Annotated in this window: 24 protein-coding genes; 9 read left to right on the forward strand and 15 right to left on the reverse strand. The window is 65.1% G+C overall.

The annotated features are described in order from the left end of the window. Positions 1–7 precede the first annotated feature (7 nt). Positions 8–2,305, reverse strand: coding sequence for a TonB-dependent receptor family protein (locus ACZ9GA_RS07945; RefSeq protein ID WP_457363209.1), 2,298 nt, complete (start codon positions 2,303–2,305; stop codon positions 8–10). A gap of 306 nt (positions 2,306–2,611) precedes the next feature. Between ACZ9GA_RS07945 and ACZ9GA_RS07950 the strand changes: the two genes are divergently transcribed. Beyond that, positions 2,612–3,097: a sigma-70 family RNA polymerase sigma factor gene (locus ACZ9GA_RS07950; protein ID WP_457363208.1), complete on the forward strand. Its 486-nt coding sequence runs from the start codon at positions 2,612–2,614 to the stop codon at positions 3,095–3,097. Between the two features lie 117 nt (positions 3,098–3,214). Here ACZ9GA_RS07950 and ACZ9GA_RS07955 read toward each other — a convergent pair whose 3' ends face one another. The 10 genes from ACZ9GA_RS07955 to ACZ9GA_RS08000 form a co-directional block, all read right to left on the reverse strand. Then, the gene (locus ACZ9GA_RS07955) at positions 3,215–3,934 is read right to left on the reverse strand and encodes a UTRA domain-containing protein (RefSeq protein WP_457363207.1); all 720 of its coding nucleotides are present in this window, start codon (positions 3,932–3,934) and stop codon (positions 3,215–3,217) included. Position 3,935: 1 nt separating this feature from the next. Beyond that, entirely contained in the window at positions 3,936–4,532 is a 597-nt protein-coding gene (gene pnuC / locus ACZ9GA_RS07960; RefSeq protein WP_457363206.1) for a nicotinamide riboside transporter PnuC, read from the reverse strand. 12 nt (positions 4,533–4,544) lie between these two features. Continuing rightward, positions 4,545–6,695 (reverse strand): TonB-dependent siderophore receptor, encoded by a 2,151-nt coding sequence (locus ACZ9GA_RS07965; protein ID WP_457363205.1) that lies wholly within the window; start codon positions 6,693–6,695, stop codon positions 4,545–4,547. A gap of 102 nt (positions 6,696–6,797) precedes the next feature. Then, positions 6,798–7,667 (reverse strand): sulfurtransferase, encoded by an 870-nt coding sequence (locus ACZ9GA_RS07970; RefSeq protein ID WP_457363204.1) that lies wholly within the window; start codon positions 7,665–7,667, stop codon positions 6,798–6,800. Continuing rightward, a complete protein-coding gene (locus tag ACZ9GA_RS07975) occupies positions 7,664–8,788 on the reverse strand; it encodes a phosphotransferase enzyme family protein (protein ID WP_457363203.1) in 1,125 nt (374 codons plus the stop codon). The genes ACZ9GA_RS07970 and ACZ9GA_RS07975 overlap by 4 nt, the downstream gene beginning before the upstream one ends. Beyond that, positions 8,785–9,705, reverse strand: a complete 921-nt coding sequence (locus tag ACZ9GA_RS07980; protein WP_457363202.1) for an ABC transporter substrate-binding protein — start codon at positions 9,703–9,705, stop codon at positions 8,785–8,787. The genes ACZ9GA_RS07975 and ACZ9GA_RS07980 overlap by 4 nt, the downstream gene beginning before the upstream one ends. Before the next feature lie 980 nt (positions 9,706–10,685). Further along, positions 10,686–11,906: a DUF1835 domain-containing protein gene (locus tag ACZ9GA_RS07985; RefSeq protein ID WP_457363201.1), complete on the reverse strand. Its 1,221-nt coding sequence runs from the start codon at positions 11,904–11,906 to the stop codon at positions 10,686–10,688. 294 nt (positions 11,907–12,200) lie between these two features. Then, positions 12,201–12,416: a hypothetical protein gene (locus tag ACZ9GA_RS07990; RefSeq protein WP_457363200.1), complete on the reverse strand. Its 216-nt coding sequence runs from the start codon at positions 12,414–12,416 to the stop codon at positions 12,201–12,203. 78 nt (positions 12,417–12,494) lie between these two features. Further along, positions 12,495–13,058 (reverse strand): type 1 glutamine amidotransferase domain-containing protein, encoded by a 564-nt coding sequence (locus ACZ9GA_RS07995; RefSeq protein WP_457363199.1) that lies wholly within the window; start codon positions 13,056–13,058, stop codon positions 12,495–12,497. Positions 13,059–13,138: 80 nt separating this feature from the next. Next, the gene (locus tag ACZ9GA_RS08000; RefSeq protein WP_457363198.1) at positions 13,139–13,420 is read right to left on the reverse strand and encodes a DUF6555 family protein; all 282 of its coding nucleotides are present in this window, start codon (positions 13,418–13,420) and stop codon (positions 13,139–13,141) included. Positions 13,421–13,821: 401 nt separating this feature from the next. Here ACZ9GA_RS08000 and ACZ9GA_RS08005 point away from each other — a divergent pair, with 401 nt between their 5' ends. Then, positions 13,822–14,073, forward strand: a complete 252-nt coding sequence (locus ACZ9GA_RS08005) for a hypothetical protein (RefSeq protein ID WP_457363197.1) — start codon at positions 13,822–13,824, stop codon at positions 14,071–14,073. 405 nt (positions 14,074–14,478) lie between these two features. On the opposite strand, the gene ACZ9GA_RS08010 is transcribed toward ACZ9GA_RS08005, so the two are convergent. Both ACZ9GA_RS08010 and ACZ9GA_RS08015 read right to left on the reverse strand, forming a co-directional pair. After that, the gene (locus tag ACZ9GA_RS08010) at positions 14,479–14,964 is read right to left on the reverse strand and encodes a hypothetical protein (protein WP_457363196.1); all 486 of its coding nucleotides are present in this window, start codon (positions 14,962–14,964) and stop codon (positions 14,479–14,481) included. Positions 14,965–15,408: 444 nt separating this feature from the next. Then, complete coding sequence (locus ACZ9GA_RS08015) at positions 15,409–15,807, reverse strand: hypothetical protein (RefSeq protein WP_457363195.1); 399 nt, start codon at positions 15,805–15,807, stop codon at positions 15,409–15,411. Between the two features lie 186 nt (positions 15,808–15,993). On the opposite strand from ACZ9GA_RS08015, the gene ACZ9GA_RS08020 reads away from it, so the two are divergent. Genes ACZ9GA_RS08020 through ACZ9GA_RS08035 form a run of 4 tightly spaced genes read left to right on the forward strand, consistent with a single transcriptional unit; the run spans position 15,994 to position 20,972 of the window. After that, positions 15,994–16,446, forward strand: a complete 453-nt coding sequence (locus ACZ9GA_RS08020; RefSeq protein ID WP_027981329.1) for a (2Fe-2S)-binding protein — start codon at positions 15,994–15,996, stop codon at positions 16,444–16,446. Between the two features lie 11 nt (positions 16,447–16,457). Next, entirely contained in the window at positions 16,458–18,650 is a 2,193-nt protein-coding gene (locus ACZ9GA_RS08025; protein WP_457363194.1) for a xanthine dehydrogenase family protein molybdopterin-binding subunit, read from the forward strand. Between the two features lie 11 nt (positions 18,651–18,661). Further along, a complete protein-coding gene (locus tag ACZ9GA_RS08030) occupies positions 18,662–19,885 on the forward strand; it encodes a c-type cytochrome (RefSeq protein ID WP_457363193.1) in 1,224 nt (407 codons plus the stop codon). Then, positions 19,872–20,972: an XdhC family protein gene (locus tag ACZ9GA_RS08035; protein ID WP_457363192.1), complete on the forward strand. Its 1,101-nt coding sequence runs from the start codon at positions 19,872–19,874 to the stop codon at positions 20,970–20,972. Before ACZ9GA_RS08030 ends, ACZ9GA_RS08035 begins: the two co-directional genes overlap by 14 nt. A gap of 125 nt (positions 20,973–21,097) precedes the next feature. On the opposite strand, the gene pcsA is transcribed toward ACZ9GA_RS08035, so the two are convergent. After that, positions 21,098–21,817, reverse strand: a complete 720-nt coding sequence (gene pcsA / locus ACZ9GA_RS08040; RefSeq protein ID WP_457363191.1) for a phosphatidylcholine synthase — start codon at positions 21,815–21,817, stop codon at positions 21,098–21,100. 187 nt (positions 21,818–22,004) lie between these two features. Here pcsA and ACZ9GA_RS08045 point away from each other — a divergent pair, with 187 nt between their 5' ends. After that, positions 22,005–22,466: an Lrp/AsnC family transcriptional regulator gene (locus ACZ9GA_RS08045; protein WP_457363190.1), complete on the forward strand. Its 462-nt coding sequence runs from the start codon at positions 22,005–22,007 to the stop codon at positions 22,464–22,466. A 106-nt stretch (positions 22,467–22,572) separates the two neighbouring features. Here ACZ9GA_RS08045 and ACZ9GA_RS08050 read toward each other — a convergent pair whose 3' ends face one another. Beyond that, entirely contained in the window at positions 22,573–23,454 is an 882-nt protein-coding gene (locus tag ACZ9GA_RS08050) for a LysR substrate-binding domain-containing protein (RefSeq protein WP_457363189.1), read from the reverse strand. A gap of 119 nt (positions 23,455–23,573) precedes the next feature. Here ACZ9GA_RS08050 and ACZ9GA_RS08055 point away from each other — a divergent pair, with 119 nt between their 5' ends. Then, positions 23,574–25,064: a UbiD family decarboxylase gene (locus tag ACZ9GA_RS08055; protein ID WP_457363188.1), complete on the forward strand. Its 1,491-nt coding sequence runs from the start codon at positions 23,574–23,576 to the stop codon at positions 25,062–25,064. After that, the gene (locus tag ACZ9GA_RS08060; RefSeq protein ID WP_457363187.1) at positions 25,061–25,681 is read left to right on the forward strand and encodes a UbiX family flavin prenyltransferase; all 621 of its coding nucleotides are present in this window, start codon (positions 25,061–25,063) and stop codon (positions 25,679–25,681) included. Before ACZ9GA_RS08055 ends, ACZ9GA_RS08060 begins: the two co-directional genes overlap by 4 nt. Positions 25,682–25,759: the final 78 nt, after the last annotated feature.

The following is a 25,759-nucleotide window of genomic DNA, read 5'->3' on the forward strand; positions in this document are numbered from 1 at the left end:
GGTCATGTCAGATATCCACGCTCAGGGTAGTTTGGAAGGTGCGTGGCGAACCGGGGCGGAACGCGGCAGGGCCCGAGGCGGTGGGCGAGATGTAGCCCAGGTAGTCCTTGTCGAACAGGTTGTCGAGGTTGAAGCGCAGCTTGATGTTCTTCAGCGGCCCGTAGTGCACGCGCTCGCCACCCAGGTCCAGATAGGCGTTGTAGACGGTGTAGCCGGGCACCGATTCGCTGTTGGTGAAGTTGCTGTAGCGCTCGCCGATGAAGCGCCCGGAGACATTCAGCAGCACCCACGGCGCCAGCTCGAAGGTCACCCCAGCCTGGGCCAGCCAGCGTGGGCTGTCGGGCAGGTCGTTGCCGCGCAGCGCCAGGCCGGCGGCGTTGTCCTTGAAGGTGGATTTGTTGTAGGTGAGGCTGGCGTTGAGCACCACCTTGTCGGCCAGCACCGGCGGTTTCCACTGGCCGCTCAGTTCGCTGCCATAGGCCTGCACCTTGCCCACGTTCTGGTAGTAGGTTTCCACCTGGCTGCTGCCCGGCACCGGCGAGGCGAACGATTGGAGGCGGTTGTCGAAGTCGGTGCGGTACAGCGCCCAGGAAGCGTTGAAGGTAGGGTGATTGACCCGGTAACCCACCTCGTAGTTTTTCGCCCGCTCTGCATCCGGCGCCGGGGCCTGGGGGCTGGCAGCCCGATAGATATCATCGGCGCCGCGCGGCAGGGCCATGTTTTCCGAGTAGCTGGCGAACACCTGGCTGTTGCCGGTCACGTCGTAGACCAGGCCCAGTTGCGGCAGGAAGGCATCGTTCCATTCGGTGCTCAGGCGCGGCTGGCGACCGGCAATGTAGTCACCGGCATTGCGGTAGCCTTCGATGCGGTAGTCCAGGTTCAGGCTCTTGAAACCGTACTGCACGCGCAGGCGGTCATCGAGCAGCGACCAGGTGTCCTTGAGGTGAAACTGCAGCGAGTTGCGCGTGGAGGTGAAGTCGCCTTGCAGGTGCACCGGCTCGTCAAACAGCGGGTAGCCGTCGGGGCTGCCGTCGCTGAGGTTGTAGCGCGCCTGCTGGCGGTTGAACACGTCGGTCTCGGCCCACAGGCCGGTTTCCACTTCGTGCTGGCCGATGCTCCACTTGAGCCCCGTGCGGCCGCCGAAACGGTGGCCGCTGAGCGATGACAGCCCGTACTGCACGCCGCGCGGCGCCACCAGGCCGGCCACGTTGCTTTCGGCATTGTGCAGCGCCAGCGACGTGGCGTAGGACTCGGGCGACACGCCGAAGCCTTTCTTGTCCTCGTAGTAAAGGGTGGTGTAGTTGTCCAGGTTGGGCGTCAGCTCGAAGGTGCCACCCAGGCTGTACAGGGTGTCGCGGCGCTGGTTCACCGCCTGCTTGTAGTATTGGTTGTAGTTGGCGTTGCTGTAGCGCACGCCGGGCACGCTTTCCGGCAGGTTGGGCAGGCTGTCCAGGTAGGCGAAGTTGCGCCCCGAGCGGCCAAACGGATCGCTGGCGGTGCCGTTGTATTGCGCCAGGGTGACGTAGGGCGAGTCGTAGTCATAGAACGAATTGTGCACCGCCCGCAGCCACACTTCGTTGTGGTCGCCGAAGCGGTAGCGCACCTTGGCTTCCAGGTGCTCGCGGTCGATGGTGCCGGGGCCGCGCCACAGGTCCCCGTCGATTTTCGAGCGGCTGACGTAGGCCGACAGGCCCTGGTATTCGCCGCTTTGCAACTTGACGAAGCTGCGCCGCAGGCTATCGCTGCCCAGGGTGTAGGAAACGCTGGCGCCCGGCGTGACGCTGGGGTTGCTGGTCTGATAATCCACGTAGGGGCCCAGCGACGCATAGCCCGATTGCGAGACATCGCCCGCGCCGGTGGAGGCGGTCACCCGCTCAGTGTTTTCGTTGTCGACGTAGCGGTAGATCGGGCTGCCACCGAACTGGTCAGTGCGGCCCAAGGGCACGCCGTCGATGGAAAAGCCGATCTGCTGCAGGTTGAAGGCGCGCACGAACACCGAGTTGCCGAACTCGTACAGGCCCAGGGCATCGTTGACCTGCACGTTGAAGCCGGGCAGGCCCTCCAGCATCTTCAGCCCCGAGGTGCCGGCCGGCGCCGACAACAGGGCCTGATGGGAGATGGCCACGGTGTTGCTGATCTTGTCTTCACCAATGGCGGCGCTGGCTTCGGTGACGCGGGCGCCCACCACTTCCACTTTTTCCAGCTTGGGTTCGGTGTCGTCCGCCGCCCAGGCGGGGTCGACACACAGGCTGCCCAGCAGCAGGCCGCCTAGCAGGTGGGGCGTTTTTCGTTTGCTGACGCTCATCGTCTGTCCTTGGCAATGGGGAGGTGTTCTCGATGAGCTTGAGCAACTTCGCGGTGCAATTTTCAGCGCGAACTTAGACTGATTGGTTTGGGGATTAGAGGCTTTTGTAGGCCAGTAGCTGAAGATTTCTTTATGAATAAACCGCAGCAAGTGCGAATTTTTTATTCTTTTCTCTCATGATATGGGCTGGGGCACACTGGCCCCACCTGCAGGACGCAGCCCAACCTCAACCCGACAGGCCCACCACCATCGTGTCCGTTGGCGTGTGCAGTCCACGAAGATTGTGGATTTATGGAAGCCCAGAGCGTGCACAAGACCCGAGTCATCGGGCAGATTTTCCAGCAGCATTACCAGTGGCTGTGTACGCGCCTGGCGTACCGCACGGGGTGCAGCGACCGTGCCGAGGACATCGCCGCCGAAACGTTTTTGAGGGTGTGTACCCTGGCCGAACCTGACGCCATCCGTGAGCCGCGTGCCTTGCTGACCACCATTGCCCAGCGCCTGATGTACGAAGGCTGGCGCCGACGCGATGTTGAAAAGGCCTACCTGCAAGGCTTGGCAGGGGACGTTGAAGACGTGCATCACTCCCCGCAGGAGCAACTGATGCTGAATGAGAGCCTGTTGGCCCTCGATCGGCGCCTGGCGGGGCAGGCGAAGGCGGTGTTCGTGCACCGCCAACTGGACGGCATGACCTATGCGCAGATCAGTGAGCGGTTGGGGTTGTCGGTGGGGCGGGTGCATCAGTTGATGACGGTGGCGTTGCAGTGTTGCCATCGCGGGTTGCGCGAATGAAGGGGCAACCAAATCGCCCGTAGCCGCTGCCGCCAGGCTGCGCTGGCCTGTGTGAACCCTGGAGATCGGCAGTGGGGCACAGGGCCAGCGCAGCCTGGCGGCAGCGGCTACGGAGGTTCAGCGATCAATCGCCAACGACACCTCCACCGCATCCGGCCGCCAGAACTCGCGGTCGAATTCAACAATGCTGCCATCCTGGGCAAAACACACCCGCTCCAGGTACAACCCACTGGAGCCACTGGCAATCTCAAGCTCCGCACTCTGCCTCTCATCCAGCAGGCAGGGCTTGAGGTTGATCTGGCTGCGCGCCTGCTGACGGCCGTAATGGTCGCGCAGCAGCGCCGTCAACGAGCCGTCCAGCCGATGTTCCAGCAAACCGGGGCACCACGCAGGGTTCAGCACGTTGGTTTCCAGCAGCACCGGCCGGCCATCCACCCAGCGCCGTCGTTGCAGGTAGAACACCAGGTCATCGGCGCCGATGCCCATGCGCTGCGCCAGCCACGCCCCGGCCGCTCGCTGCTCGGCCAGCAGGCATTCGGTGCGCGGCTCGCGGCCCTGGGCGCTGACGTATTCCATGAAGCCGGTGATGCGCGTGGGGTCGTAGCGGATGGGCGTGGGCGACACGAACCAGCCGCGCCGATGGCCACGGTACAGCGCGCCCTGTGCCTCCAGGCGCTGCAACGCCTGGCGCAGGGTGACGCGGGTGCAGCCGAAATGCTCGGCCATGTCGCGTTCGGTGGCCAGGCGCTCGCCCGCAGCCAGGCGGTCGTGGGCGATGTCGTCGGTCAGCTGGTCGCTGATGCGCAGGTACTGGGACTGGGCGGGTTTGATGCTCATCTCAGCTGGCCTGCAACGGCTCGGCGGCGTTGAGGGGCGCCTGGGCTTGCAGCTCGCGCTGCCAGGCGCGCCAGCCGTACACGGCCAGCAGGATAAACCCGGCGTACAGCACGGCCGTCAGCGGCAAACCCTTGACGTAGTACATACCGGTGTACACCGCATCCAGTGCAATCCACAGCCACCAACTGGCGACGAATTTGCGCGCCGCCCAGTAGCTGGCCACCAGGCTGTAGCCGGTCAGGGTCGCGTCCAGCCACGGCACCGCCGCGTCGGTGAAGTGTGCCATGCCGGCACCCAGCAACACCGACAGCACCGCGCCGGCCACCAGGCTGACCACCGCCAGGCGCAGTGGCAACGGCTCGATGCGCACCTTGCCCTCGCTCAGGCGCCCGGTGCGCCAGCGCCACCAGCCGTAGCCCTGCAGCAAGGCGAACAGCACTTGCAGCAGCATGTCCGAATACAGTTTCACGTCGTAGAAGATCCACACGTAAAGCAGCACCGCCACCACACTCACCGGCCAGCACCAAGGGGTGCGGCGGGCGGTCAGCCACACGCCGAGGACGTTGACCAGCACTGCGATTATTTCCAGGTTCGACATGGCAGTTCTCGTTTAGAAATTGATGGTGGCCGACAGCCGCGCAGTACGCGGGGCGCCCATGAACAGGTAATCATCCCCCTCATACTCGCCCACGTCACGCCAGTAGCGCTTGTCGAAGAGGTTGTCGACGCTCAGCCGGAACACCGTTTCATAGCCTTCGATGCGCGTGGCGTAGCGGCTGCCGGCGTTGAACACCGCGTAGTCGCCGACCTGCACCGTGCCTTCGCGGTTGGCGTACTTTTTGCCGCTGTACTGCACCCCGCCCAGCAGCGCCAGGCCGTCGATGCCCGGCACGCTGTAGTCGCCATAGAAGCTGGCACGCAGGCGCGGCACGTTGATGGCCTGGTGGCCTTCGTAGGCGTCCACGCCGCTATCGGTGACCCGCGCGCGGGTGACGGCCAGGCTGGCGTTGAGTTGCAGGCGCTCGGTGGCGCGGCCGCTTGCGGTCAGCTCCAGGCCGATGTTTTTCTGCTTGCCTTGTTGCACGTAGGTGAAGGTGTCATCGCCATTGGGGCGCGAGAACTGGTAGGCCTGGCTGATCTGGAACAGCGCCGCGCCCAGGCTCAGGCGTTGCCAGTCCTGCTTGATGCCCACTTCCAGTTGCCGCGAAATGGTTGGGGCCAGGGTGTCGCCGTAGTTGCTGGCGAACCACGGCGCCTCGCTGCCCAGGGACAGGCCTTTGCTGTAACGGGTGTACAAAGACAGGTTGTCGGTCGGCTTGTAGATCACCGCCAAGTTGGGCAAAAACTCCCACATCTGCGTGTGGCGAGTGGTGTCGCCGTCGGCGTCGAACGTCTTCTCGTCCAGCCTTACTTCGCGGCCGCCCAGCACCAGCTGCCACTGCTCGTTGAGGTGCAGTCGGTCGTTGAAGAACAGGCCGTACTGGCGGCTGTCCAGGTGGCGGTAGGTGTGGCTCGGCGAGTCGGCAGAGGGGGTAAAGGTCTGGGGCGTGGCATCGAGGCTGCCGCTGCCGACGTATTCGTTGACGGCGTCGCGCTGGTCCACTGTACGGCGGAAGGCGCTGAGACCTACGTCCAGTTCATTGCGCAGGCCGAAGGCGTTGAACTCGCCACTCAGCGAGGCTTCGGCCTCGTCATTGCGGCGGGTGTCATCAGGGTTGCGGAAGTCATAGATATCGTAGTTGCCGGTGCTGCCGAACTGGCTGTTCACCGCCGTGCAACCGTCGCCGTAATAGCACCCATAAGGAAACGCACTGTAGTCATCAATAACCACCCGGCTACGCGACAGGCTCAACTGCGTCTTCCAGTCGTCGGTCAGCTGATACTGGTACCGGCCTTCCATGTTCAGCGAGGTCATGCCCACCGGGTTCGACCAGCTCTGGTAGCCCAGCAGGTCATGCGGGTCGGCGTGGTGCGGCAGCTCGGTGCCGCCCAGCAACTGGTAACCGGGCACCGAGCGTTGTTCGCGGTGCTGGTATTCCAGGTCCAGTTGCAGACTGGAACGCGAGTCGATGTTCCAGTCCAGGGCCACCGAACCGAAGTCGCGGGTACCGTCGGCGTGGTCGACATAGGAGCGAATGTCCTCGTGGGCCAGGTTAGTGCGGATGCCGAACTGCTGCTCGCTGCCAAACCAGGTACCCAGGTCGGTGGCCAGGTAGCGGCCGCCTTGTTCGTCGGTGGACACGGTGACCGAGCGCACGTTGGCGGGGCGCTTGGTTTCGTAGTTGATCACGCCGCCCGGTTCGCTGACGCCGCTCTGCAGGCCGGCCAGGCCCTTGAGTACTTCGACCTGCTCTTTGTTTTCCAGCGCCACGTTCTGCTCGCCGGTGATGGTGCGGCCGTTGATCTTGTAGCTGCTGGCGGCGTTCAGCGAAAAGCCGCGAATCACGAAGTTTTCGTAGTAGCCCACCGGGGCGTAGCTGTCACCCACCGAGGCGTCGTTGCGCAGCACTTCGCTGAGCAGGCGCGCCTGTTGGTCTTGCAGCAATTGCGTGTTGAACACCGAAATGGCGGCAGGGGTGTCCAGCAACGGCGTGTCGTCCACGCCGCTGACCGAGGCGCTGGTGGCCCGGTAGCTGTCCGGCGATTCGCCGAGCACGGTCACGGCGCTCAGCGTCGTGGGTTCTTCCGCAGCCGCCCAGGGTGAAGCGAGCGCGATGCTCGTCACCAGCAGGCGCGCCGGGAAGGGAATGGGGCGAAACATGGGGCAGCTCCTTGTCGCACATATGTTTTTTTGGGCTGCAGGCTACCCTGCGCGAGGCCGCAAGGCTACGCGCAACGATCATGGCCTGCGCCGATCAGGTTTTCAGGCCGGAGCTGCTCCGGTGGTCATTGGCAAAGCGGGGTCGGCGCTCCATTGCTGCAGCGAGCCGTCGAACAGGGTCACATCGTGGCGGCCCAGCAGGGCCAGGGCGAAGGCAGTGGCAGCGGCGCTGATGCCGCCGCCGCAGTACAGCAGCAGGGATTGGGGCAGGTGGTCCACGCCCAATGCACTGCGCAGGGTGTTGATGGGCAGGTAGCGGCCGCTGTCGTCGAACAGCGCGCGGGCCGGGCGGTTGAGGCTGTTGGGGATATGGCCGCGGCGGCTGTAGCGGGTGGCGGTGGTGCCTTCGAATACGGTGGCCGACAGCGCGCAGATCAGGTGGCCGGGGGCGTTTTGCTGGCTGACGGCGTGGACCTGTTCAAGGCTGGCCCAGTAGCCGGGTTGCGCTTGCAGGGTCAATGCGCCGCTGGTTTTGGCGGAGGCGGTGGTGCCGTTGGCCAGAGGCAGACCCGCCAGGCGCCAGGCCTTGAGGCCGCCGTCCAGAATCGCCGGTTGCAGGCCGACGCTGCGCAGCATCCACCACAGGCGCGCGGCCCAGAAACCGTCGGTGCGGTCGTAGATCACCACGTGGCTGTGATCGTCGATGCCCAGTGCTTGCAGTGCCTGATTCAATTGCGGCAGCGGTGGCATGGCGAAGCTGTAATCGGCCGCTTGGTCGTGCAGGCGTTCGAGCAGGTCGGCGTGAAGGGCGCCGGGGATGTGCTCGGCCTGCCAGCCGGGTTCTCCGCTGTAGGCCTGGTAGTCGCCGTCGAACTGCGGAGCTTTGAGGTCTACGGTGGCGTCGAGCACCACCAGGTTTTCATCCTGGGCATGGGCGGCCAGCCAGGCGACGTCTACCAGCAGCGCGGTCATGACCCGTTTCCTTGGCGCAGATGGTCGAGCAGGCGCTGGCCTTCCGGGCCGTTGAACCAGTCGGCGTGGCGCAGCAGGTAGTCGTCCCAGGCGATGTCGGCGCTGGCGCGGTCGTTGAGGATGCCTTCGAAATACTCGGTTTCGGACACGGCGAAGTCGGCGTGTACCAGGGGCAACCAGGCAATCAGGGCATCGATGGCAGGCAGGGCGCGTTCGCTGGCGTAGCCGCTCAGCAGGGCATCGACCGTGGCCAGGTCCGCGCGCGCAACGCCGCCCACGTCCAGGTCCAGCCAGGGAATGGCATTGCGCTCCAGCGCCGTGGCCAGGTCGTACAGCGCGCAGGTGCGGTCGCACAGGCCGAAGTCGAGCACGCTGCTGACGTGGCCGCCTGCCCACAGCAGGTTGGAGGCGTGCCAGTCGTTGTGGGTCCATAGCGGTGGTTGTGCCGCCAGATGGGGCAGCAGATTCGCATGGGCGGGCAGCAGGGCGCGGCTCAATTCGGCGCGCCAGTCGCGGTTGGCCAGGTAGCGGGTCAGGGCCGGGCTGTTGTCGATCTGCAGGGCCAGCGTGGCCAACGGATCGGGCTGGGTGAAGGCGTGGCAGCGGCTGGTCAGCACGTCAGTCTGGCGCGGGGCGTCGTCGAAGCCTTCCGCTGCGTTGTGCAGCCGCGCCAGGGCAGCACCGGCGGCCAGGGCGTGGGCCGTGCTCTGGAAGGGCGACCACGACTGGGCATCGCGGTACAGGTCGTCGCCCGGCGAGCGGGCGTGTATTTCATAGGTCCACGGGCCTGAGGCAATCGCCGTGGCCCCGGTTTCGCTGATCTGCACGTCGGGCGCCGGGATGCCTTGTGTGCGCAGATGGGCGATGAAGCGATGCTCCTCCTCCAGCCACGCGGCGCTGCGCACCTGCTGAGCGTGGCGCTTGATAAACCACTCGCCACTGGCCGTGCTGACCAGCGCCGCCGCCGAAAACGGCCGTGGGCTGTGCCAGTCGATGCGCTGCAACCAGCCCACCTGCGGGTACTGGGCCAGCAGCGGCTGCAACTCGCCGGCGGTCAGCGGCGCCCACACCGGCGCCACTTCTTCGCCGGCCAGGCCGTGGCTGTGCAGCGCTTGGCTCATGACGTCACTCCAGGCAGGTATTCATTGGTGGTGGCTGCAGCCCACACTTGCGGTTGCTGCAGGATGCCATGGCTGTGCAGCCAGTGGGCATAGGGTTCGATCAAGGCCTGGCGCTGCACGCCGAAACGGCCTTCGTGCAGCCAGGTCGGGGCGATGTGGGTGAGCGAGCGGTCAATCAGCGCGCCGGGGAAATAAGGGATGACCCGCTCGTAGGCCTCACGGGCCAGCAGAGGCTCGGCGGCCGCGCTTTCAAAGCCTCGGGTGGTGACTGCCAGGAAGGCGCGCAGCACCTCCGCGTTATCGGCAATCCAGTCCTCGCGGGCCCCCAGCAAGTAGCTGTGATAGGCCGGCGCGCCCCACTGGCTGACGCGGTGCACCACGCGCCGCTCGGCCGGCACCGGGCTGTCCATCAGCGCCTCCCAGGCCCAGTAGCCGCCGAAACTGGCGTCGGCGCGGCCGGCTTCCAGCTCCTCGGGGCGCAGCTCGCGGGCACCGGCATCGACGATGATCACCGCGTCGGGGTCGCCGCCGTCCTTGCGCACCAGGTCGCGCACCATGGCCAGGCCGCGCGGGGTAGGGTTCATGGCCAGGCGCTTGCCCATCAAATCGCGGGGGCGCTGGATACCGAATTCGCGCAGGGTCTGGAACGCCTCCAGCCCATCATGATTGATCGCCGCCACGCCCTTGAGCGGCTGGCCCAGGTCGCGGCGCACCAGCAGGCGGTTGCTGGGGAACACGCTCAACTGCACCGCGCCGTCCAGCAAGTGCTGCAGGCTATCGCCGCGCGCCGGGTCCGGCACGCACAACTCCACCTCAAGCCCGGCCTCGGCATACCAGCCGCGCTCGCGGGCCAGGTAGAAACCGGCGGAGTTGGGCCAGGGGTGGAAGTACTCGAGCATGATGCGCAGTGACGGCATGGTGGGGCGGGCCTTGTTCGGTCTTTGGAAGGTGGCCCTTTATAAACGCAAGGTTTGGTATATACCAAATATCGAATGGGACTATGCTTAGCGCTAAATTCAGCACTGCGCTGTAGCCGCTGCCGCCAGGCTGCGCTGGCCGGGGTGAACTCTGGATATGTGCAGTGGGGCACAGGGCCAGCGCAGCCTGCGGCAGCGGCTACGGGTGTTGCATCTGGCTTGAAATGGTGGCGTCTGCATCGCGACTAAAGTCGGCTCCTACACCGTCCGTGGCAAGCGCCGCTGCCAATCTTGTAGCCGCTGCCGCCAGGCTGCGCTGTCCGGGGTGAACCCAGGATATTTGTAGTGGGGCACAGGGCCAGCGCAGCCTGCGGCAGCGGCTACGGGTGTAGCTGCTGGCTTGAAATGGTGGCGTCTGCATCGCGACTAAAGTCGGCTCCTACACCGTCCGCGGCAAGCGCCTCTGCCAATCTTGTAGCCGCTGCCGCCAGGCTGCGCTGTCCGGGGTGAACCCAGGATATGTGTAGCGGGGCACAGGGCCAGCGCAGCCTGCGGCAGCGGCTACGGGTTGCATCTGGCTTGAAATGGTGGCGTCTGCATCGCGAATAAAGTCGGCTCCTACACCGTCCGTGGCAAGCGCCGCTGCCAATCTTGTAGCCGCTGCCGCCAGGCTGCGCTGGCCGGGGTGAACCCAGGATATGTGTAGTGGGGCACAGGGCCAGCGCAGCCGGCGGCAGCGGCTACGGGTGTAGCTGCTGGCTTGAAATGGTGGCGTCTGCATCGCGACTAAAGTCGGCTCCTACACCGTCCGTGGCAGGCGCCTCTGCCAATCTTGTAGCCGCTGCCGCCAGGCTGCGCTGGGCGGGGTGAACCCTGGATATTTTCAGCGTGGGTCAGGGCCAGCGCAGCCTGCGGCAGCGGCTACGGGTGTCGCTACTGGCTTGAAATGGTGGCGTCTGTATTGCGACTAAAGCCCACGCCTACGGGTTTTCGCGCCACACGGGCTGGTTGTGTTCATCAATGACCCAATGCGCCTGCCCAGGCCATATGCACACACCGCCCACCCAGCGCTCATGGCTGGCATGCTCAGGCCAATACGCCTGGCCAGCCAACACGCGCCGCCCCAGCGCCGTCAAACTCACCGGCCGTTGCGGCCAAGGCAGTTCAGGCTGCTCCTCGACCAGCAACGGCGCAGCCCCCTCGATCAACGGCCGCAGCATCGCGTTAAACATCATGTCCCCCAAATACGGCAGTGGCTCATGCTTGAGCATCAACACGCCAAACACCTTGCCGATGGGCAGCGCCCCGGCCTCATCGATCACCTGCAACGCCAACCGCTCCGTCAGCGACAGCCCATCGCGCACCCCCGGCAATTCCTGCAACTGCCGCCGCAACGCAGCCGCCAGCAGGGGCAACGCTGCATGGTCCACCCGGGCCAGCGCCGCCAACGCCAGCGGCGAAGGCGCGCAGTACGCCTGCCACGCCTGGCGCGCCAGCCCCAGCATGGCCGCATCCACCGGCCGGCGCTGGGGCCACAGCCACGCCAGCACGTCCGGCGCCAACTGGCCGATGCCGATAAAACGCTCAACCCCCGGCACCTGGCTGACTTCGATCAGGGTCAGGCGCGTGGGCACCTGCGCAAGCCCCGCCAAGGCGCGGATCAGGAAAAGCTGGTCATAGGCATCGGCCTCGCACCACATCACACCGGGGCGGTCTTCGCCCAATTCGGCCAGGTCACGGTACTCGTCGTCGAAGCGGCGGGTTACCTCGCTCAGGTCCATGGCGAATGCCTGGCTGATGAACTGGCTGCGTTCCTGACGGTAGGCATCGGCCGGCAATTCGCGCACCGGACCCATGCACAGGGGATCGGTAAGCATGCGGAAGCGCCCTTTGAAGCCGGCCAGTTGCAGGCTGTGGGCTATGTCATTGCCGCAGCGCCAATGCGTCGTCTGTGCTTCATCGCTGGCGTCGAAATCGGGGTGGCGCGCGGCAAAATCGATGGCGTCGACGTGCGCCTTGAGCTTGGGCCAACTGCTGAAACCTAATTGCTTGGCGATCTGCCATTGAGCCTCGGACAAGGTCGGTTGCTGCACAGGGCTGGCGGTTTGCTTGAGCTGTTTGAGCAGATCCTTGGCGCGCTTGCGCTGCTGCTCAAGGTTAAGGCGGCCGTCGCTGGACGAGGGCAGGGAAGGGGCGGGCATACGATCTCCTTGGGCAACCAGGGTCCGCTTCATGGTCGGGAGTCGTGATGACAGGTCAACAGGGGTGAAAATCCGGGGCGCGGCCCTTTGCGCGGATGCGGGCGTGGATGGCGCCTGGGGCTACTATAGGTACCCAAGCGTGGCGACGCAACCGCTCGCGTATGGCCACCGGGCATAGCGGCGCAGGGTGGGAGGTATTTCGTGTGGGACCGGGCGAAGCTCGGGAAGAGGCCCGCCCAGTTAACCGCGTCGCTCGCTTCCCGAGCTTCGCCCGGTCCCACACGAAACAACAGGCTAATAATCCTTCAACACCGAGCGCAAAATCGCATCCAGGTCCAGCCACGGATACTGATCCTGCTCCGTGCGCGCCGCGCAATCATGACGATGACTGAACGGCGTATAAGCCTTGTTCGCCAACTGCGTCTGCCCACACTGAGGGCACTGCAGATGGTCGCCCAGCAAACGCCACGCGCGGTCCCAGTTCTTGAGTTTGATCGGTCGGTCCGGCACGGCAGCAGTCTCCGCAGAATCCCTGTCACGGTGACTCGCCAGCCTACGCCCTGCGGGCCTTCGCGCATACGCCGCTGGTCAGGCCGCCTGCAGTGCCTTGGCAATCGCTTCGTTGAACGCTGGCAAATCCTTGGGCGTACGCGAGGTAATCAGCGTCCAGCCATTGGCGCCGCACTGCTTGACCTCAGCATCCACCCAGCCGGCCGCCTTGGCGTTTACAAGGTCGGTGCGCACGCTGACGTACGAGGTTAAGGTCTTGCCTTCGACTACCCCGGCATCGATCAACGCCCACGGCCCATGACAGATCGCCGCCACGGTCTTGCCGGCCTTCACGAACTCGTTGATCAGGCGCTGCGCATCGCTGTCCTGGCGCAGGGTGTCGGCGTTCACGGTGCCGCCGGGAATCACCAGCGCATCGAAGTCGGCGCCGTTGTACACCGCCAGTTTGCCGTCCGATTCCACCGTGCGGTCTTTCTCGGTGTCCTGTTGAAAGGTCTGGGTGGTGCCGCCCTTGATCGAGCCGTGCACCAAGGTGGCGCCGTAACTGCGCAGGGTCTCCAGCGGCTTGAGCAACTCATCGCGCTCGATGCCGGTGTTGCTGGTGATGACCAGAATTTTCTTGCCTTGCAGGGATGTACTCATGGGCTATCTCCTTGAATGACTGAAGAGGGGGGGGAGTGCGTGCGGGAGTACAACTGTACTCCCGTGCATCGTTATCAGATTTACGGCTCCGCAGGCTGCGTCGACGCTTCCGGATCAGTGTCACGCCTGGCGGCAGGCTGCCCCGCCAAGCGCCATTTCACCTCGGTAATCCCGTACCGTTCAGCCATAGGCTTGCTCACCTGCTTAATCTGCTGGCGGCCAAATTTGGGAATGATCCCCACCCCGGCGTCGCAACTGGCCCAATGCCAGGCGATGGCGTTGTCCATCTTTTCCAAGCGGATAATGAACGACGCAGGTTTGCCGTGCAGGCGGTATTCAATGACATAGAGCTGTGGATTCATGGGTGCCTCCGTCGATCCCTGTGAGTGGGAGTGCACGGATGCCGTGGGAATTCAAAAAAATTGCTTGTGGATGCGATAAGTGGCAAGGCTGAAGTGGGCGGCGCCGATTTACTGACGCGTAGCTGGGGGGAAGGGGTTGCCTCGCACCGACCAACTTGGGTAAGGTTCGCCCGCCGCTGCACATCAGCGGTGCAGGATTGGCGTCCTGGCAGGAGTGAGCAAATGAGAGGCCGCTTTCGGCGGTCTTCTCATCTTTGCAGCATGGTTACGCCTGTTATGGGCGGGGCCGTGCGTGGGTGCCTTCGGGCACGCCGGTCCTCCTCCGGTACGCCAACCCGTACGGCTTCGCCCACCTGATTGGCGTCAGGTGGTCGTTCTTTGCTTTTTCAGGAGGTTTGACCATGCATAACGCAACCCAACTGCACTCCATCATCACCCAACTCGAAAACCATGATCTTCCAGAAGGCCTTATGCGCCAACTGCGCTGCCTGCACGATGACCTGACAGCCCCCTCAGCCCACCGCCTGCACCTCAACGCCGACGAAAAGACCCTGGTCGACAACCTGCGCTGGACCCGCCACACCGGCCGCGAAAAGGTCTACCGCCTGGCCGCCGCCATGCGCCAGCAAAAACCCTGGCACACCCCCGCCTGATGTAGCCGCTGCCGCCAGGCTGCGCTGGCCCTTCTGTGCGCCGCAAATCTTCAGCGGGGCAGAGGGCCAGCGCAGCCTACGGCAGCGGCTACAGGTGACGCTTGGGGTGGGGGATGGTGATCAGGCAAGCGTTTCCCTAGAGCTCGAGGTTCTGGCTCTCGGAGCCCTCAGTAGTGGGAAATGAGCATGACCCTATCGACGTTACCCGTGGAGACGGCGGTGGACCCGCTCACACACGATGCCTGGTTCCTGGAGGCCTTGAATGATAAAAACCCCCGGGGTCAGCCACGAAAAGGTTGAGGCCCACTCCCGCCGACGTAGAGCCGCAACCTTGGCCGCTGTAGCCGCTGCCGCCAGGCTGCGCTGGCCCTAATGTGCGCTGCAAATCTGCAGCAGCTAAGCGTTTCAGGGTGCAGCTGCCGGCCCAGGCTGCTGCACCAAGGCAAACTTCACCTGACGGTAATCATCCCCCGTCCCAATCAGCGCGTCGCTGCGGTACTCGAGCACGCGCCCTTGGACCTTGATCGTGATCAAGTCCTTAACCTGCTGAGCCTGCACGGCATCGTCGTCGCTGATCAGAAAAGGATGCACTTCGCCAAGCCGCTGCAGCGCCGCTTGGCCTTCCCCCCACTCCGGCCCCACGAAATAGAGATAGCTGAAGCGGGTGGTGGCACCACCGCCATTGTCGCGCGCACCGTACAGAAAAGTGTTGTCCCCCAAGGCCTGTTTGACGACCAGTTTGTCCAAGCGCGGGCCGGCCGGGCTTAGCAGCCAGCCCCCGACGATGTAGACAAACAACAAGGCCAGCAGGACATTCGCGGCAAACTGCACGCGGGCTCCACGCAGGTTGGCGTCAACGGTGATACCACGGGGGCAGGGGGGAACGCGCATTTGTCATCCTGACAGTGGAAAGAACGCGGCATTCTACAGATTCAATCTGAGGATGTATTACCTGACGGGAAGATCAGATTTTTCCTACATTCCTTTCAAGCACCAACACCGTCGACGTAGCAGCGACTCTCCTGTGGAGGCACACACTGTGGGAGATTCTAGGGTGTTGAGCAACCTGTGGGAGCGGGTTTCTACCCGCGAAAAGAACGCCGCGAAGTACCTGAAACACCGCGCCGCTCTCTTCGCGGGCAGAGCCCGCTCCCACGGTGCCAAGGCAAACACCTGTGGCAAAAGTTGCTCGCGATGGCGTCAGTGCCGGCGCCTCGCGAGCAAGCTTTGCTCCCACCGGGTGTACCCCGCCTCTGTAGCAGCGTCAGGGATACCGAGGCGCCTGTGACGCGGCCTGGCGGCCGCTGCTACAGGTTGCACAACACCATAGAAACGCTACGACCCTAACAAATCATACCCATCCAGCAACCGATAAAAAATCTCCGGCCGCTGCACCAACGCCCGCCGTATGGCCGCCGGTATCGCCTCGCGCGTCTTGCGACACAACCCCAGTTGCTCATCAAACTCAATCACCAACCCCCGCACGCTACGCACCTCATTGCGGCTGGGATTGATCCGCACGCCAATGCCCAGCAACTCATGCATGCGCCCACACAACCGATGCAAATCCTCCACACTCTGCAGGTTCTCCAACCGCTCGATCAGCTTGCGCTCTTCATGCCGCGTCAGCTGCAGAATGCGCACATCACCGCCCTCTGTCGCCAGCAGCTGCGCATGCCCGCAAGTGCAGGCGGCAGGGGGGCAGGGTTGGCGGATCGGGGCAGGGGTGGTCATGGCTCCAGCATAGTCAGTGCACCCGGCCTTGCACAATGCTGCGGATTGCTTGCGTGATCGTCCGGATGTAGCACACCGGTGCAATATTCACGGGCCTGCACTGGTAAGGTTCTAGACTTGCAACCGTACTGCCCGGCCAACGTAGCCGCGCAGACGTTACCGTGATTGTCGCAACGAGGAAGAACCATGCACACATTGACCATCAATGGGCAGGCGCACGACGTCGACGTGCCCGCCGATATGCCGTTGCTGTGGGTGCTGCGCGATGTGCTGGGCATGACCGGCACCAAATATGGCTGCGGCATCGCCCAGTGCGGCGTGTGCACGGTGCACCTGGACGGCCAGGCGGTGCGCTCGTGCGTGCTGCCGGTCAGCGCCGTGGAAGGGCACAGCATCACCACCATCGAAGGCGTGGGCGACACGCCGGTGGGCGCGCAGCTGCAGCAGGCCTGGCTTGAGCACGAAGTGGTGCAGTGCGGCTACTGCCAGCCGGGCCAGATCATGGCTGCGGCAGCTTTGCTGCACAACCACCCCAAGGCCGACGACGAGCAGATCGTCACGGCCATGACCGGCAACCTGTGCCGGTGTGCCACCTACACGCGCATCCGCGCCGCGATCAAAAGCGTCAGCCAGGCCTGAGGATCAACCCCATGAAAACCGCCGATCATTCAGGTGTGGCGCTGTCGCGTCGTGGCTTGCTCAAGGGCAGTGCGCTGTCCATGGGCGGGCTGATTTTGAGTACGTGGCTGCCGCCACTGGTGGCCCGTTCGGCTGCGGCCGAAGCCGTGGCCCCGGGACGCCCGGGCGTGACAAATTTTGAAGGCTTTGGCGCCTTCGTGCAGATTGGCGAAGACGGCCGCGTGCGCGTTATCTCGCCCAAGATCGAGATGGGCCAGGGCGCCCAGACCGGCATCGCGATGATGGTGGCCGAAGAGCTGGAAGTGGGCCTGGACCAGGTCCAGATCCAGGAAGCACCGCCCAATGGCGCGCTGTACACCGACACCATCCTTCAGTTCCAGGCCACCGGTGGCTCGTCCTCCACGCGCTTCACTTGGGAGCCGCTGCGCAAGGCCGGGGCCACGGCGCGCATCCTGCTGATCCAGGCCGCCGCCGTGCGCTGGAACGTGGCGCCCAGCCAGTGCCACGCCGAACAAGGCAAGGTCCACGGCCCTCAGGGCCAGGTGCTGGGCTACGGCGAGCTGGCCAACGCCGCCGCGCAATTGCCGCTGCCCACCGACGTGCCGCTCAAGGCCATCGCCGACTTCAAGCTGCTGGGCACCCCGGCCCGGCGCCTGGACACCCCCGACAAGGTCACCGGCAAGGCGCAGTTCACCATTGACCTGAAAGTACCCGGCATGCGCATCGCCTCCACCCTGACGTGCCCGGTGCACGGCGGCACGCTGAAGGCGCTCGACGAGGGCGATGCCCGGCAAGTGCCCGGTGTGCACGACATCATCAAGCTGAGCAACGCCGTGGCGGTGGTCGGTGATCACTTCTGGGCCTGCCAGCAGGGCCTCAAGGCCCTGCGCATCGAGTGGGACTACGGCGCCAACGGCGACGGCCACTCCGACCTTCTCGATAAGGCGCTGCTGGACGCCAGCGCCCGCGACGGCGTGATCGCCCATGAAAACGGCGACATCGCCAATGCCCTGGGCTCGGCCAGCAGCCAGTTCGAGGCAGTGTATCAGCAACCCTTCCTGTCCCACTCGCCCCTGGAGCCCATGGGCTGCGTCGCCCACGTGCGCGCCGACGCCTGCGAGCTGTGGGTGGGCAGCCAGGCACCGGTGTTCGCGCAGATGGGCGCGGCCAAGATCAGTGGCCTGCCGCCGGAAAAAATCATCATCCACAACCAGCTGATCGGCGGCGCTTTTGGCCGTCGCCTGGAGTCGGACTTCATCTTCCAGGCCGTGGACATCGCCCGCCAGGTGGACTACCCGATCAAGCTGGTGTGGAGCCGTGAAGAGGACATGACCCACGACCTGTTCCGCCCGCACTACGTGGACCGCATGAACGCCGCGCTGGACGAGCAGGGCCGCCCCCAGGGTTGGGAGCACCGCATCGCCGGCGCCTCGGTGATCGCCAGCTTCGTTGGCGCCTTGCCGCCCAGCGGCGTCGACGCCGACGCGGTGGAAGTGGCCATCGAGCCGATCTACCAGCTGCCGCATTTGAAAGTGCGCTACATCCGCGAAGACCCGAAAACCATCCCCGTGTCCTGGTGGCGCGGTGTGGGCCCGTTGCGCAGCACCTATGCGCTGGAGTCCTTCGTCGATGAATTGGCCCACCGCGCCAAGGCCGACCCGGTGGCCTACCGCAGCCAGCTGATCGCCGAGCAACCCCGCGCGCTGGCCGTGCTCAAGCGCGCGGCCGAGTTGAGCGACTGGCACACCCCGCTGCCCAAAGGGCAGGGCCGTGGCATCGCCGTCAGCGCCGTGTTCGGCAGCTTCATCGCCACCGTGGTCGAGCTGGAAATGCAGGGCGAGCGCGCCATCAAGATCAAGCGCCTGGTGTCGGTGATCGACTGCGGCTTCGTCAACAACCCCACCTCGGTGACCTCGCAGGTGGAGGGGGGCACGCTGTTTGGCCTGTCGGCGGCGTTGTTCAACGAGATCCTGGTGGAAAACGGCCGCGTGCAGCAGAGCAACTTCAACGCCTACCGGCAGATCCGCATGAGCGACGCGCCGCCGGTTGAAGTGCACCTGCTGCCCAGCCTGGAAAGCCCCGGCGGCGTCGGCGAAACCGGCGCCGTGCCGGTGGCGGCGGCCCTGGTCAATGCCCTGCACGCAGCCTCCAACGCCCGCGTGCGCCGCTTGCCCCTGAGCCGTTCCGGCTACTACACCGTTTGAGGATGGCTGACATGACGTTTATCAAAGTAGCCCTGGCCGCCACCCTGGCCGTGCTGGGCGCCAGCGCCCAGGCCGCCGACCCGCAGTTGATCGCCAAGGGCGAATACCTGACCCGCGCCGCCGACTGCGAAGCCTGCCACACCACGCCCGGCGGCAAGCCGTTTACCGGCGGGCTGGCGTTCCAGCTGCCGTTCGGCACCCTGTACTCGCCCAACATCACCCCCGACACCGCCACCGGCATTGGCGGCTGGAGCGATGACGACTTTGTCAGCGCCTTGCAGAAGGGCGTGGGCAAGGACGGCAAGCATTACTACCCTGCGTTCCCCTACACCTCGTACACGCTGATGCCGCGCGAGGACATCCTGGCCATCAAGGCCTACCTGTTCAGCCTGACGCCGGTGAACCAGGCAGCCAAGGACAACGCTATCTCGTTCCCCTTCAACCAGCGCTGGGGCATGGCCATGTGGAACATGATGTTCGCCGACGACCGACGTTTTGCCCCAGACCCGGCGCAGTCCGCCGAATGGAACCGCGGCGCCTACCTGGTGCAGGGCCCCGGCCACTGCGGCGAGTGCCATTCGCCACGCAACCTGTTCCAGGCCGTGGACAGCGACAAGTCCCTGGCGGGCGCGGCCATCGGTAACTGGCAGGCGTACAACATCAGTTCCGACAAGCGCTTTGGCGTCGGCAGCTGGCCGCAGGACGTGCTGACCACCTACCTGGCCACCGGCGAAGCACCCGGCTACGCCATGGCCGGTGGGCCCATGAGCGACGTGGTGGAGCACAGCCTGCGCTTCCTCACCCCGGCCGACATCAAGGCGGTGGCGGTGTACCTGCAAGGCTCGCCGGCGCGCGCCGAGGGCATCCCCCGGCCGGCCACCGTGGTCAACGATGGGCCGCTGCCGCCCGGCGATGGCCTGGGCCGCAAGCTGTTCGTCGACGCCTGCGCCGGTTGCCATCGCCTGGACGGGCAGGGCAACCAGACCGGCGTGGCGACCCTGACCGGGCTCAAGTCGCTGAACGATCCATCGGGCAGCAACGTGATCGCCGCGCTGTTGGCCGGGCACTATCCGTATTCGTTCGGGTCGCAACAGAAGATGCCCGGGTTTGCCCAGGGCTACAGCGATAAGGAGTTGGCCGCCGTGAGTACCTTTGTGTTGCGCCGCTTCGGTGAGAGCGATGCGCGTATCAGTGCCCAGCAAGTGGCCCGGAGCCGTGCCAGTGCCTTGCATTGATCCACTGCTGCGGGCCATCGACGAGGCTGGCGAGGTCGTGCTGGCCACCGTCGTCAAGGTCCAGGGCTCGGCCTACCGCCGGCCAGGGGCGCGCATGCTCATTCCAAAAGTGGGCAGCCCCAGCGGCACGGTCAGCGGCGGCTGCCTGGAAAACGAGGTGGCGCGCAAGGCCTGGTGGCTGAGCGAGCAGGGGCCCAAGGTGGTGGCCTACAGCACGGCGGCGGACGAGGATGACCCGCTGGACGAGGCGTCGCTGAGTTTCGGGTTGGGCTGCAACGGCACGGTGTTCGTGTTGATGGAGCGGGTGCACGATCAGCAGTCGCTGTTGTTGCGCACCCTGCGTGACACGGGGCAGCCGCGAGCGTTGGCGACGGTGATCGCCAGCGACGGGCCGTTGCCCGTCGGCGCCCGCCGTGCCTTGAACGAAACCGACTGGGCGTGGCCGTCGCTGAACGATCAGGTGCACAAGGCCTTGGTCAGCGTGCTGGAGCAGGGCAAATCAGCCCTGCGCCGTTACCGCGGCGAATGGGGCGAGGTCGAGGTGTTCCTCGAATACCTGGCGCCGGCGCGGCGGCTGGTGGTGTTCGGTGCCGGGCATGATGTGCAGCCGCTGGTCAGCATGGCCAGCCTGCTGGGCTGGAAGGTCACGGTGGTGGATGGCCGCTCGCATTTCGCCCGTGCCGAGCGTTTCCCGCAGGCCGAGCAGGTGGTGTGCGCCCATCCGCGCGAGCCGTTGCCGCCCGGTGTGGTGCTGGACGGCGCTGCCGTGGCGATCATGACCCACAGCCTGACCCAGGACTTTCACTGGTTGCAGGCCGCGCTCGCCAGTAAAGCTGCGTATATCGGCCAACTGGGGCCACGGGACCGCACCGAGCGCCTGCTGGCCGACATGCACGCCACGCCGGCACTGGAGCGCCTGCATTACCCCATGGGCCTGGACCTGGGCGGTGACACCCCGGAAAGCGTGGCCATGGCCATCCTGGCCGAGATCACCGCCGCCTTCAACGGCCGCCAGGGCGGCCCGCTGAAGGCTCGACAGCAAGGCATCCACGATGTGGAGCCCTCGGTGCTGCATCCGTCCTCTTAGCGTCATGGATTTGGGCAATCCTCACTGGCCTCATCGCGAGCAAGCTTTGCTCCCACAGTGCAAGGCCTTGCACCGGTGGTTGGCTTCGCACTGTGGGAGCAAAGCTTGCTCGCGATGAGGCCCGTTCAGGCGACATCGTTCGCAAACCACTCCGCCACCGTCCGCCAGACGCACACCCCCAGAAAATACGCCGACATCAACGACCACACCGTCATCACCAATGGATTGATCGCCGGGTGGTCATGCACCAGCGACAAGCTGCACAGCAGCCAGATCGCCGTCACCGCGATATTGATCGGCATAAAGCGCCGTACCCGGAACGGGTGCAGAAACTTCATCCGCGTCACCGTCAGCAACGCCAGCAGCACAATGGTCAGCAAAGTCCACCACGGCGACGGCGCCAGGGTGTACAAACACAGCGCCACCACGTTCCAGGCGGCCGGGAAGCCCTGGAAGTAGTTGTCCTTGCTCTTCATGTCGACGTTGCAGAAGCAGAACAGCGACGACACCAGCATGATCGAGGTGGCCACCAGCGCGGTGTAGTCGGGCAGCGGGATGTAGCGGTAAATGAACAGTGCCGGGATAAACACATAGGTCAGGTAGTCGATCACCAGGTCCAGCACCGAGCCGTCGAACTGCGGCAATACCGTTTGCACGTTCACCCGGCGCGCCAGCGAGCCGTCGACGCCATCGACGATCAGCGCTACCCCCAGCCACATCAGGCAGGCCTTGGGCTGGTTTTCAAACAGCGCCAGGGTGGCCAGCAAGGCGGTCACCACCCCCGTGGCGGTAAACCCATGGGCGCCCCAGGCTTTGAGCCTGGCCATGTGCAAGGTCGAGATCACAGTACGTCTCCAGCAAGGAAAAAGGCAGCGAAGCGCTGGCTGATCCAGTCGACCGGAGGCGGGCGGCAAGGTTCAGTGGCGATGTTCTCAGAATAGGCAATCGGCCGCCTGGCGTGCTGAAAAAATATTCTGACATTGCGGCGTGAGTGCGAATAAAATTCTGAAAATTCCCCTGCCAGGCAAGCCCATGGACAAACTCGACCGCGCCATCCTCGACATCCTGCAAGTGGACTGCACCCGTTCGGTCAGCGACATCGCCGACCAGATCGGCCTGGGCAGCACCGCTTGTTGGCGGCGCATTCAGAAAATGGAGGAGTCGGGCATCATCCGCGGCCGCGTGGCGTTGCTGGACGGCAAGCAACTCAACGTCGGCGTGGTGGTGTTCGTGTCCATTCGCACCACCCAGCACAACGCCGAGTGGATCGAAGGCTTCCATCAGGCGGTGGAAGGCATCGAGGAAGTGGTGGAGGTGTACCGCATGGCCGGCGACACCGACTACCTGCTGCGCGTGGCGGTGCCGGACGTGGCGGGCTACGACGCGGTGTACAAGCAACTGATCCGCATCCCCGGGCTGTCGGACATCAGCTCCAGCTTTTCCATGGAACAAATCAAGTATTCCACCCGCCTGCCGCTGCGCTACGCGCCGTGACCGCAACGCCAACCGCCGCGTAGCCGCTGCCGCCAGGCTGCGCTGGCCCGCTGCCTCACTGGAGATTTTCAGGGTTCACCCCGGCCAGCGCAGCCTTCGGCAGCGGCTACAACAGTTCCAGAAACCGCTGCACCGCCGGCGTTACGCGGTCCTCGTTCCAGATGTACCACAGCTCCGCATACGCCCCTTCATCGGTCAGCGGCCGGAAACTCACCGTCGGCATCGCCAAGCTGGCAATCGACGCCGGCACGATGCCGTAGCCCATGCCCGCCGCCACCAGCCCCAGAATGCTCGCCACTTCCGGCACCCGCCAGGCCACGTTCAACTGCACCCCGGCGCGCTGGGCCAGGGTGTGGGCGATCTGCAGGATGGCCAGGCTTGCGGGGTCGTTGAAGCTGATCATCGGTTGGTCAGCCAGCTCGGCAATGCTCAGCGCCGGCTTGGCCAGCAGCGGATTGTCGTTGGGCAGGGCGACGATCAACGGCCGCCGCGAGCCCACGCGCTTGCCCTGGCGCGGCCCCAGTTCCACCCCCGGTGCACGTACCACGGCGATGTCCAGTTCGCCGCTTTGCAATGCCTGCAACTGATCCTCGATACGCTGTTCATGCAGCGTCAGGCGCACGCCGGGGTATTGGCTGCGCAAGCGCTTGAGCAACGCCGGGAACTCGGGCTCGAACATCGCCGAGCCCACATACGCCAGGTGCAGCGAGCCCAACTCGCCCCGCGCCGTGCGCTGGGCCACTTCGCTGGCCTGCTCGTGCATCTGCAGCAGCCGTTGCACCTCCAGCCGGTACGCTGCGCCGGCCACGGTCAGTTCGATGCCGCGCTTGCGCCGGAAGAACAGCTGCACCGCAAGCTCCGTCTCCAGCTTCTTGATCTGCTGGCTCAGCGCCGGCTGGGCAATGCCCAGGCGCTCGGCGGACTTGCCGATGTGCAGGGTTTCGCACACGTCGAGGAAATAGGCGAGGCGTCGCAGGGAGGTCGTCATGGTTGGATTATAAGTTTTTTCTTATCAATAACGCACCTTTCAGTGGATGGATCATCCATTCGTTTGGGTTCATCGTTTGCCTACCTTACGTGTAGCGCCAAATTGAGTGCCCAGAACCCATGGACAAGCAACCCATCAACGACCTGCGCAGCGCCCTGGCGCGTTTGCAGGCGCACCCCGGCCAACTGCTGGAAACCGACCACCCGGTGAACCCCGACGCGCAACTGGCCGGCGTCTACCGCCGCGTTGGCGCCGGGGGCACGGTGAAGCGCCCGACCCAGCTGGGCCCGGCGATGATCTTCAACAACATCGAAGGCTACCCCCATTCCCGCGTGCTGGTAGGCCTGATGGCCAGCCGCGAGCGCGTCGGCCTGCTGCTGGATAGCGCCCCCGAGAAGCTCGCCGAACGCATGGGCGAGGCGGTGAAGCATCCAATCGACCCGGTGATGGTCGACCATGCCGATGCGCCGTGCCAGGAAATCGTCTTCAGCGCCCAGGACCCCGACTTCGACATTCGCACCCTGCTGCCTGCACCCACCAACACGGCCGAAGACGCCGGGCCGTTCTTCTGCCTGGGCCTGGTGCTGGGCAGCGACCCGGAGTTGGGCCATACCGACGTCACCATCCACCGCCTGTGCGTGCAGGACCGTGACAAACTGACCATCTTCTTCGCCCCCGACCGCCACATCGACCACTTCCGCCAGAAGGCCGAAGCCGCCGGCAAGCCGCTGCCCATTACCATCAACATGGGCCTGGACCCTGCGATCCCCATCGGCGCCTGCTTCGAGGCACCCACCACGCCTCTGGGCTTCGATGAACTGAAGATCGCTGGCGGCCTGCGCGGCCAAGGCGTGGAACTGGTGGACGCGGTCAGCGTGAAGCAGAAATCCATCGCCCGCGCCGAGATCGTCATCGAAGGCGAGATCCTGCCCTACGAGCGCATGCGTGAAGACATCAACACCAACACCGGCCACGCCATGCCGGAGTTCCCCGGCTACAACGGCCCGGCCAACCCGGCGCTGCCGATTATCCGCGTCACCGCGGTCACCATGCGCCGCGACGCCATCCTGCAAACCCTGGTAGGCCCGGGCGAGGAGCACACCAACCTGGCCGGCATCCCCACCGAAGCCAGCATCCGCAACGCCGTGGACCTGGCCATGCCGGGCTTTCTGGTCAACGTCTATGCCCACACTGCGGGCGGCGGCAAGTTCCTGGCGATTTTGCAGGTGGCCAAGCGCAAGGCCGGCGACGAAGGCCGTCAGCGCCAGGCGGCGATCATTGCCCTGGGCGTGTACCGCGAACTGAAAAACGTGATCCTGGTGGACGAAGACGTCGACCCGTTCGACTCCGACGACGTGCTGTGGGCCATGCAGACCCGCTACCAGGGCGACATGGACACGATCTTTTTGCCCGGGGTGCCCGGCCATGTGCTCGACCCGTCGCAGGGCCCGGAATACAACCCGGCGCTGCTGGTGCGCGGCAACACCTGCAAGACCATCTTCGACTGCACGGCGCCGTTCCATCTGCGCGAACACTTCACCCGCGCCGAATTCGTCGAGGTCGATCCGCATCCGTATGCGCCTGAACTGTTCCCCCGGAGGCCCGCATGAGCAGCCAACGTCAACGACTCGTAGTCGGCATCAGCGGCGCCACTGGCATCATCTATGGCATCCGTGCCCTGCAGATGCTCAAGGCCCTCAACGTCGAGAGCCACCTGGTGGTGTCCAAGGCCGCCGAGATGACCCGCTCGTACGAAACCGAACTCAGCCGCGAGCAGCTCTACGCCCTGGCAGACCACGTGCACCCGATTGCCGACGTCGGCGCCAGCATTGCCAGCGGCTCGTTCCGCACCCTGGGCATGCTGGTGGCGCCGTGCTCGGTGCGCACCCTGGCCGAAGTCGCCAGCGGCGTGACCACCACGCTGCTGACCCGCGCCGCCGACGTGGTGCTCAAGGAGCGCCGGCGACTGGTGCTGATGGTGCGCGAAGCACCGCTGCACTCCGGGCACCTGCGCAACATGCTCACCGTCAGCGACCTGGGCGGGGTGATCCACCCGCCGGTGCCGGCGTTCTACACCCACCCCACCAGCCTTGCCGACATCGTCGACCACAGCGTGGCGCGGGCTCTGGACAGCTTCGGCCTGGAGGTGGACGACATGCCGCGCTGGGGCGAAAACATCGACGTGGCCCCGGCGGCGCGCAAATACGCCACGGCCGTGGGGCAATGAGGGTCGGGCGGATTTGAGCTGTGTGGTGGGGCTGATGGCCTCTCGCGAGCAAGGTCGAGCGCGACCCCGGTTGCTCCC

The sequence above is a fragment of the Pseudomonas sp. TE3644 genome (assembly GCF_056278815.1).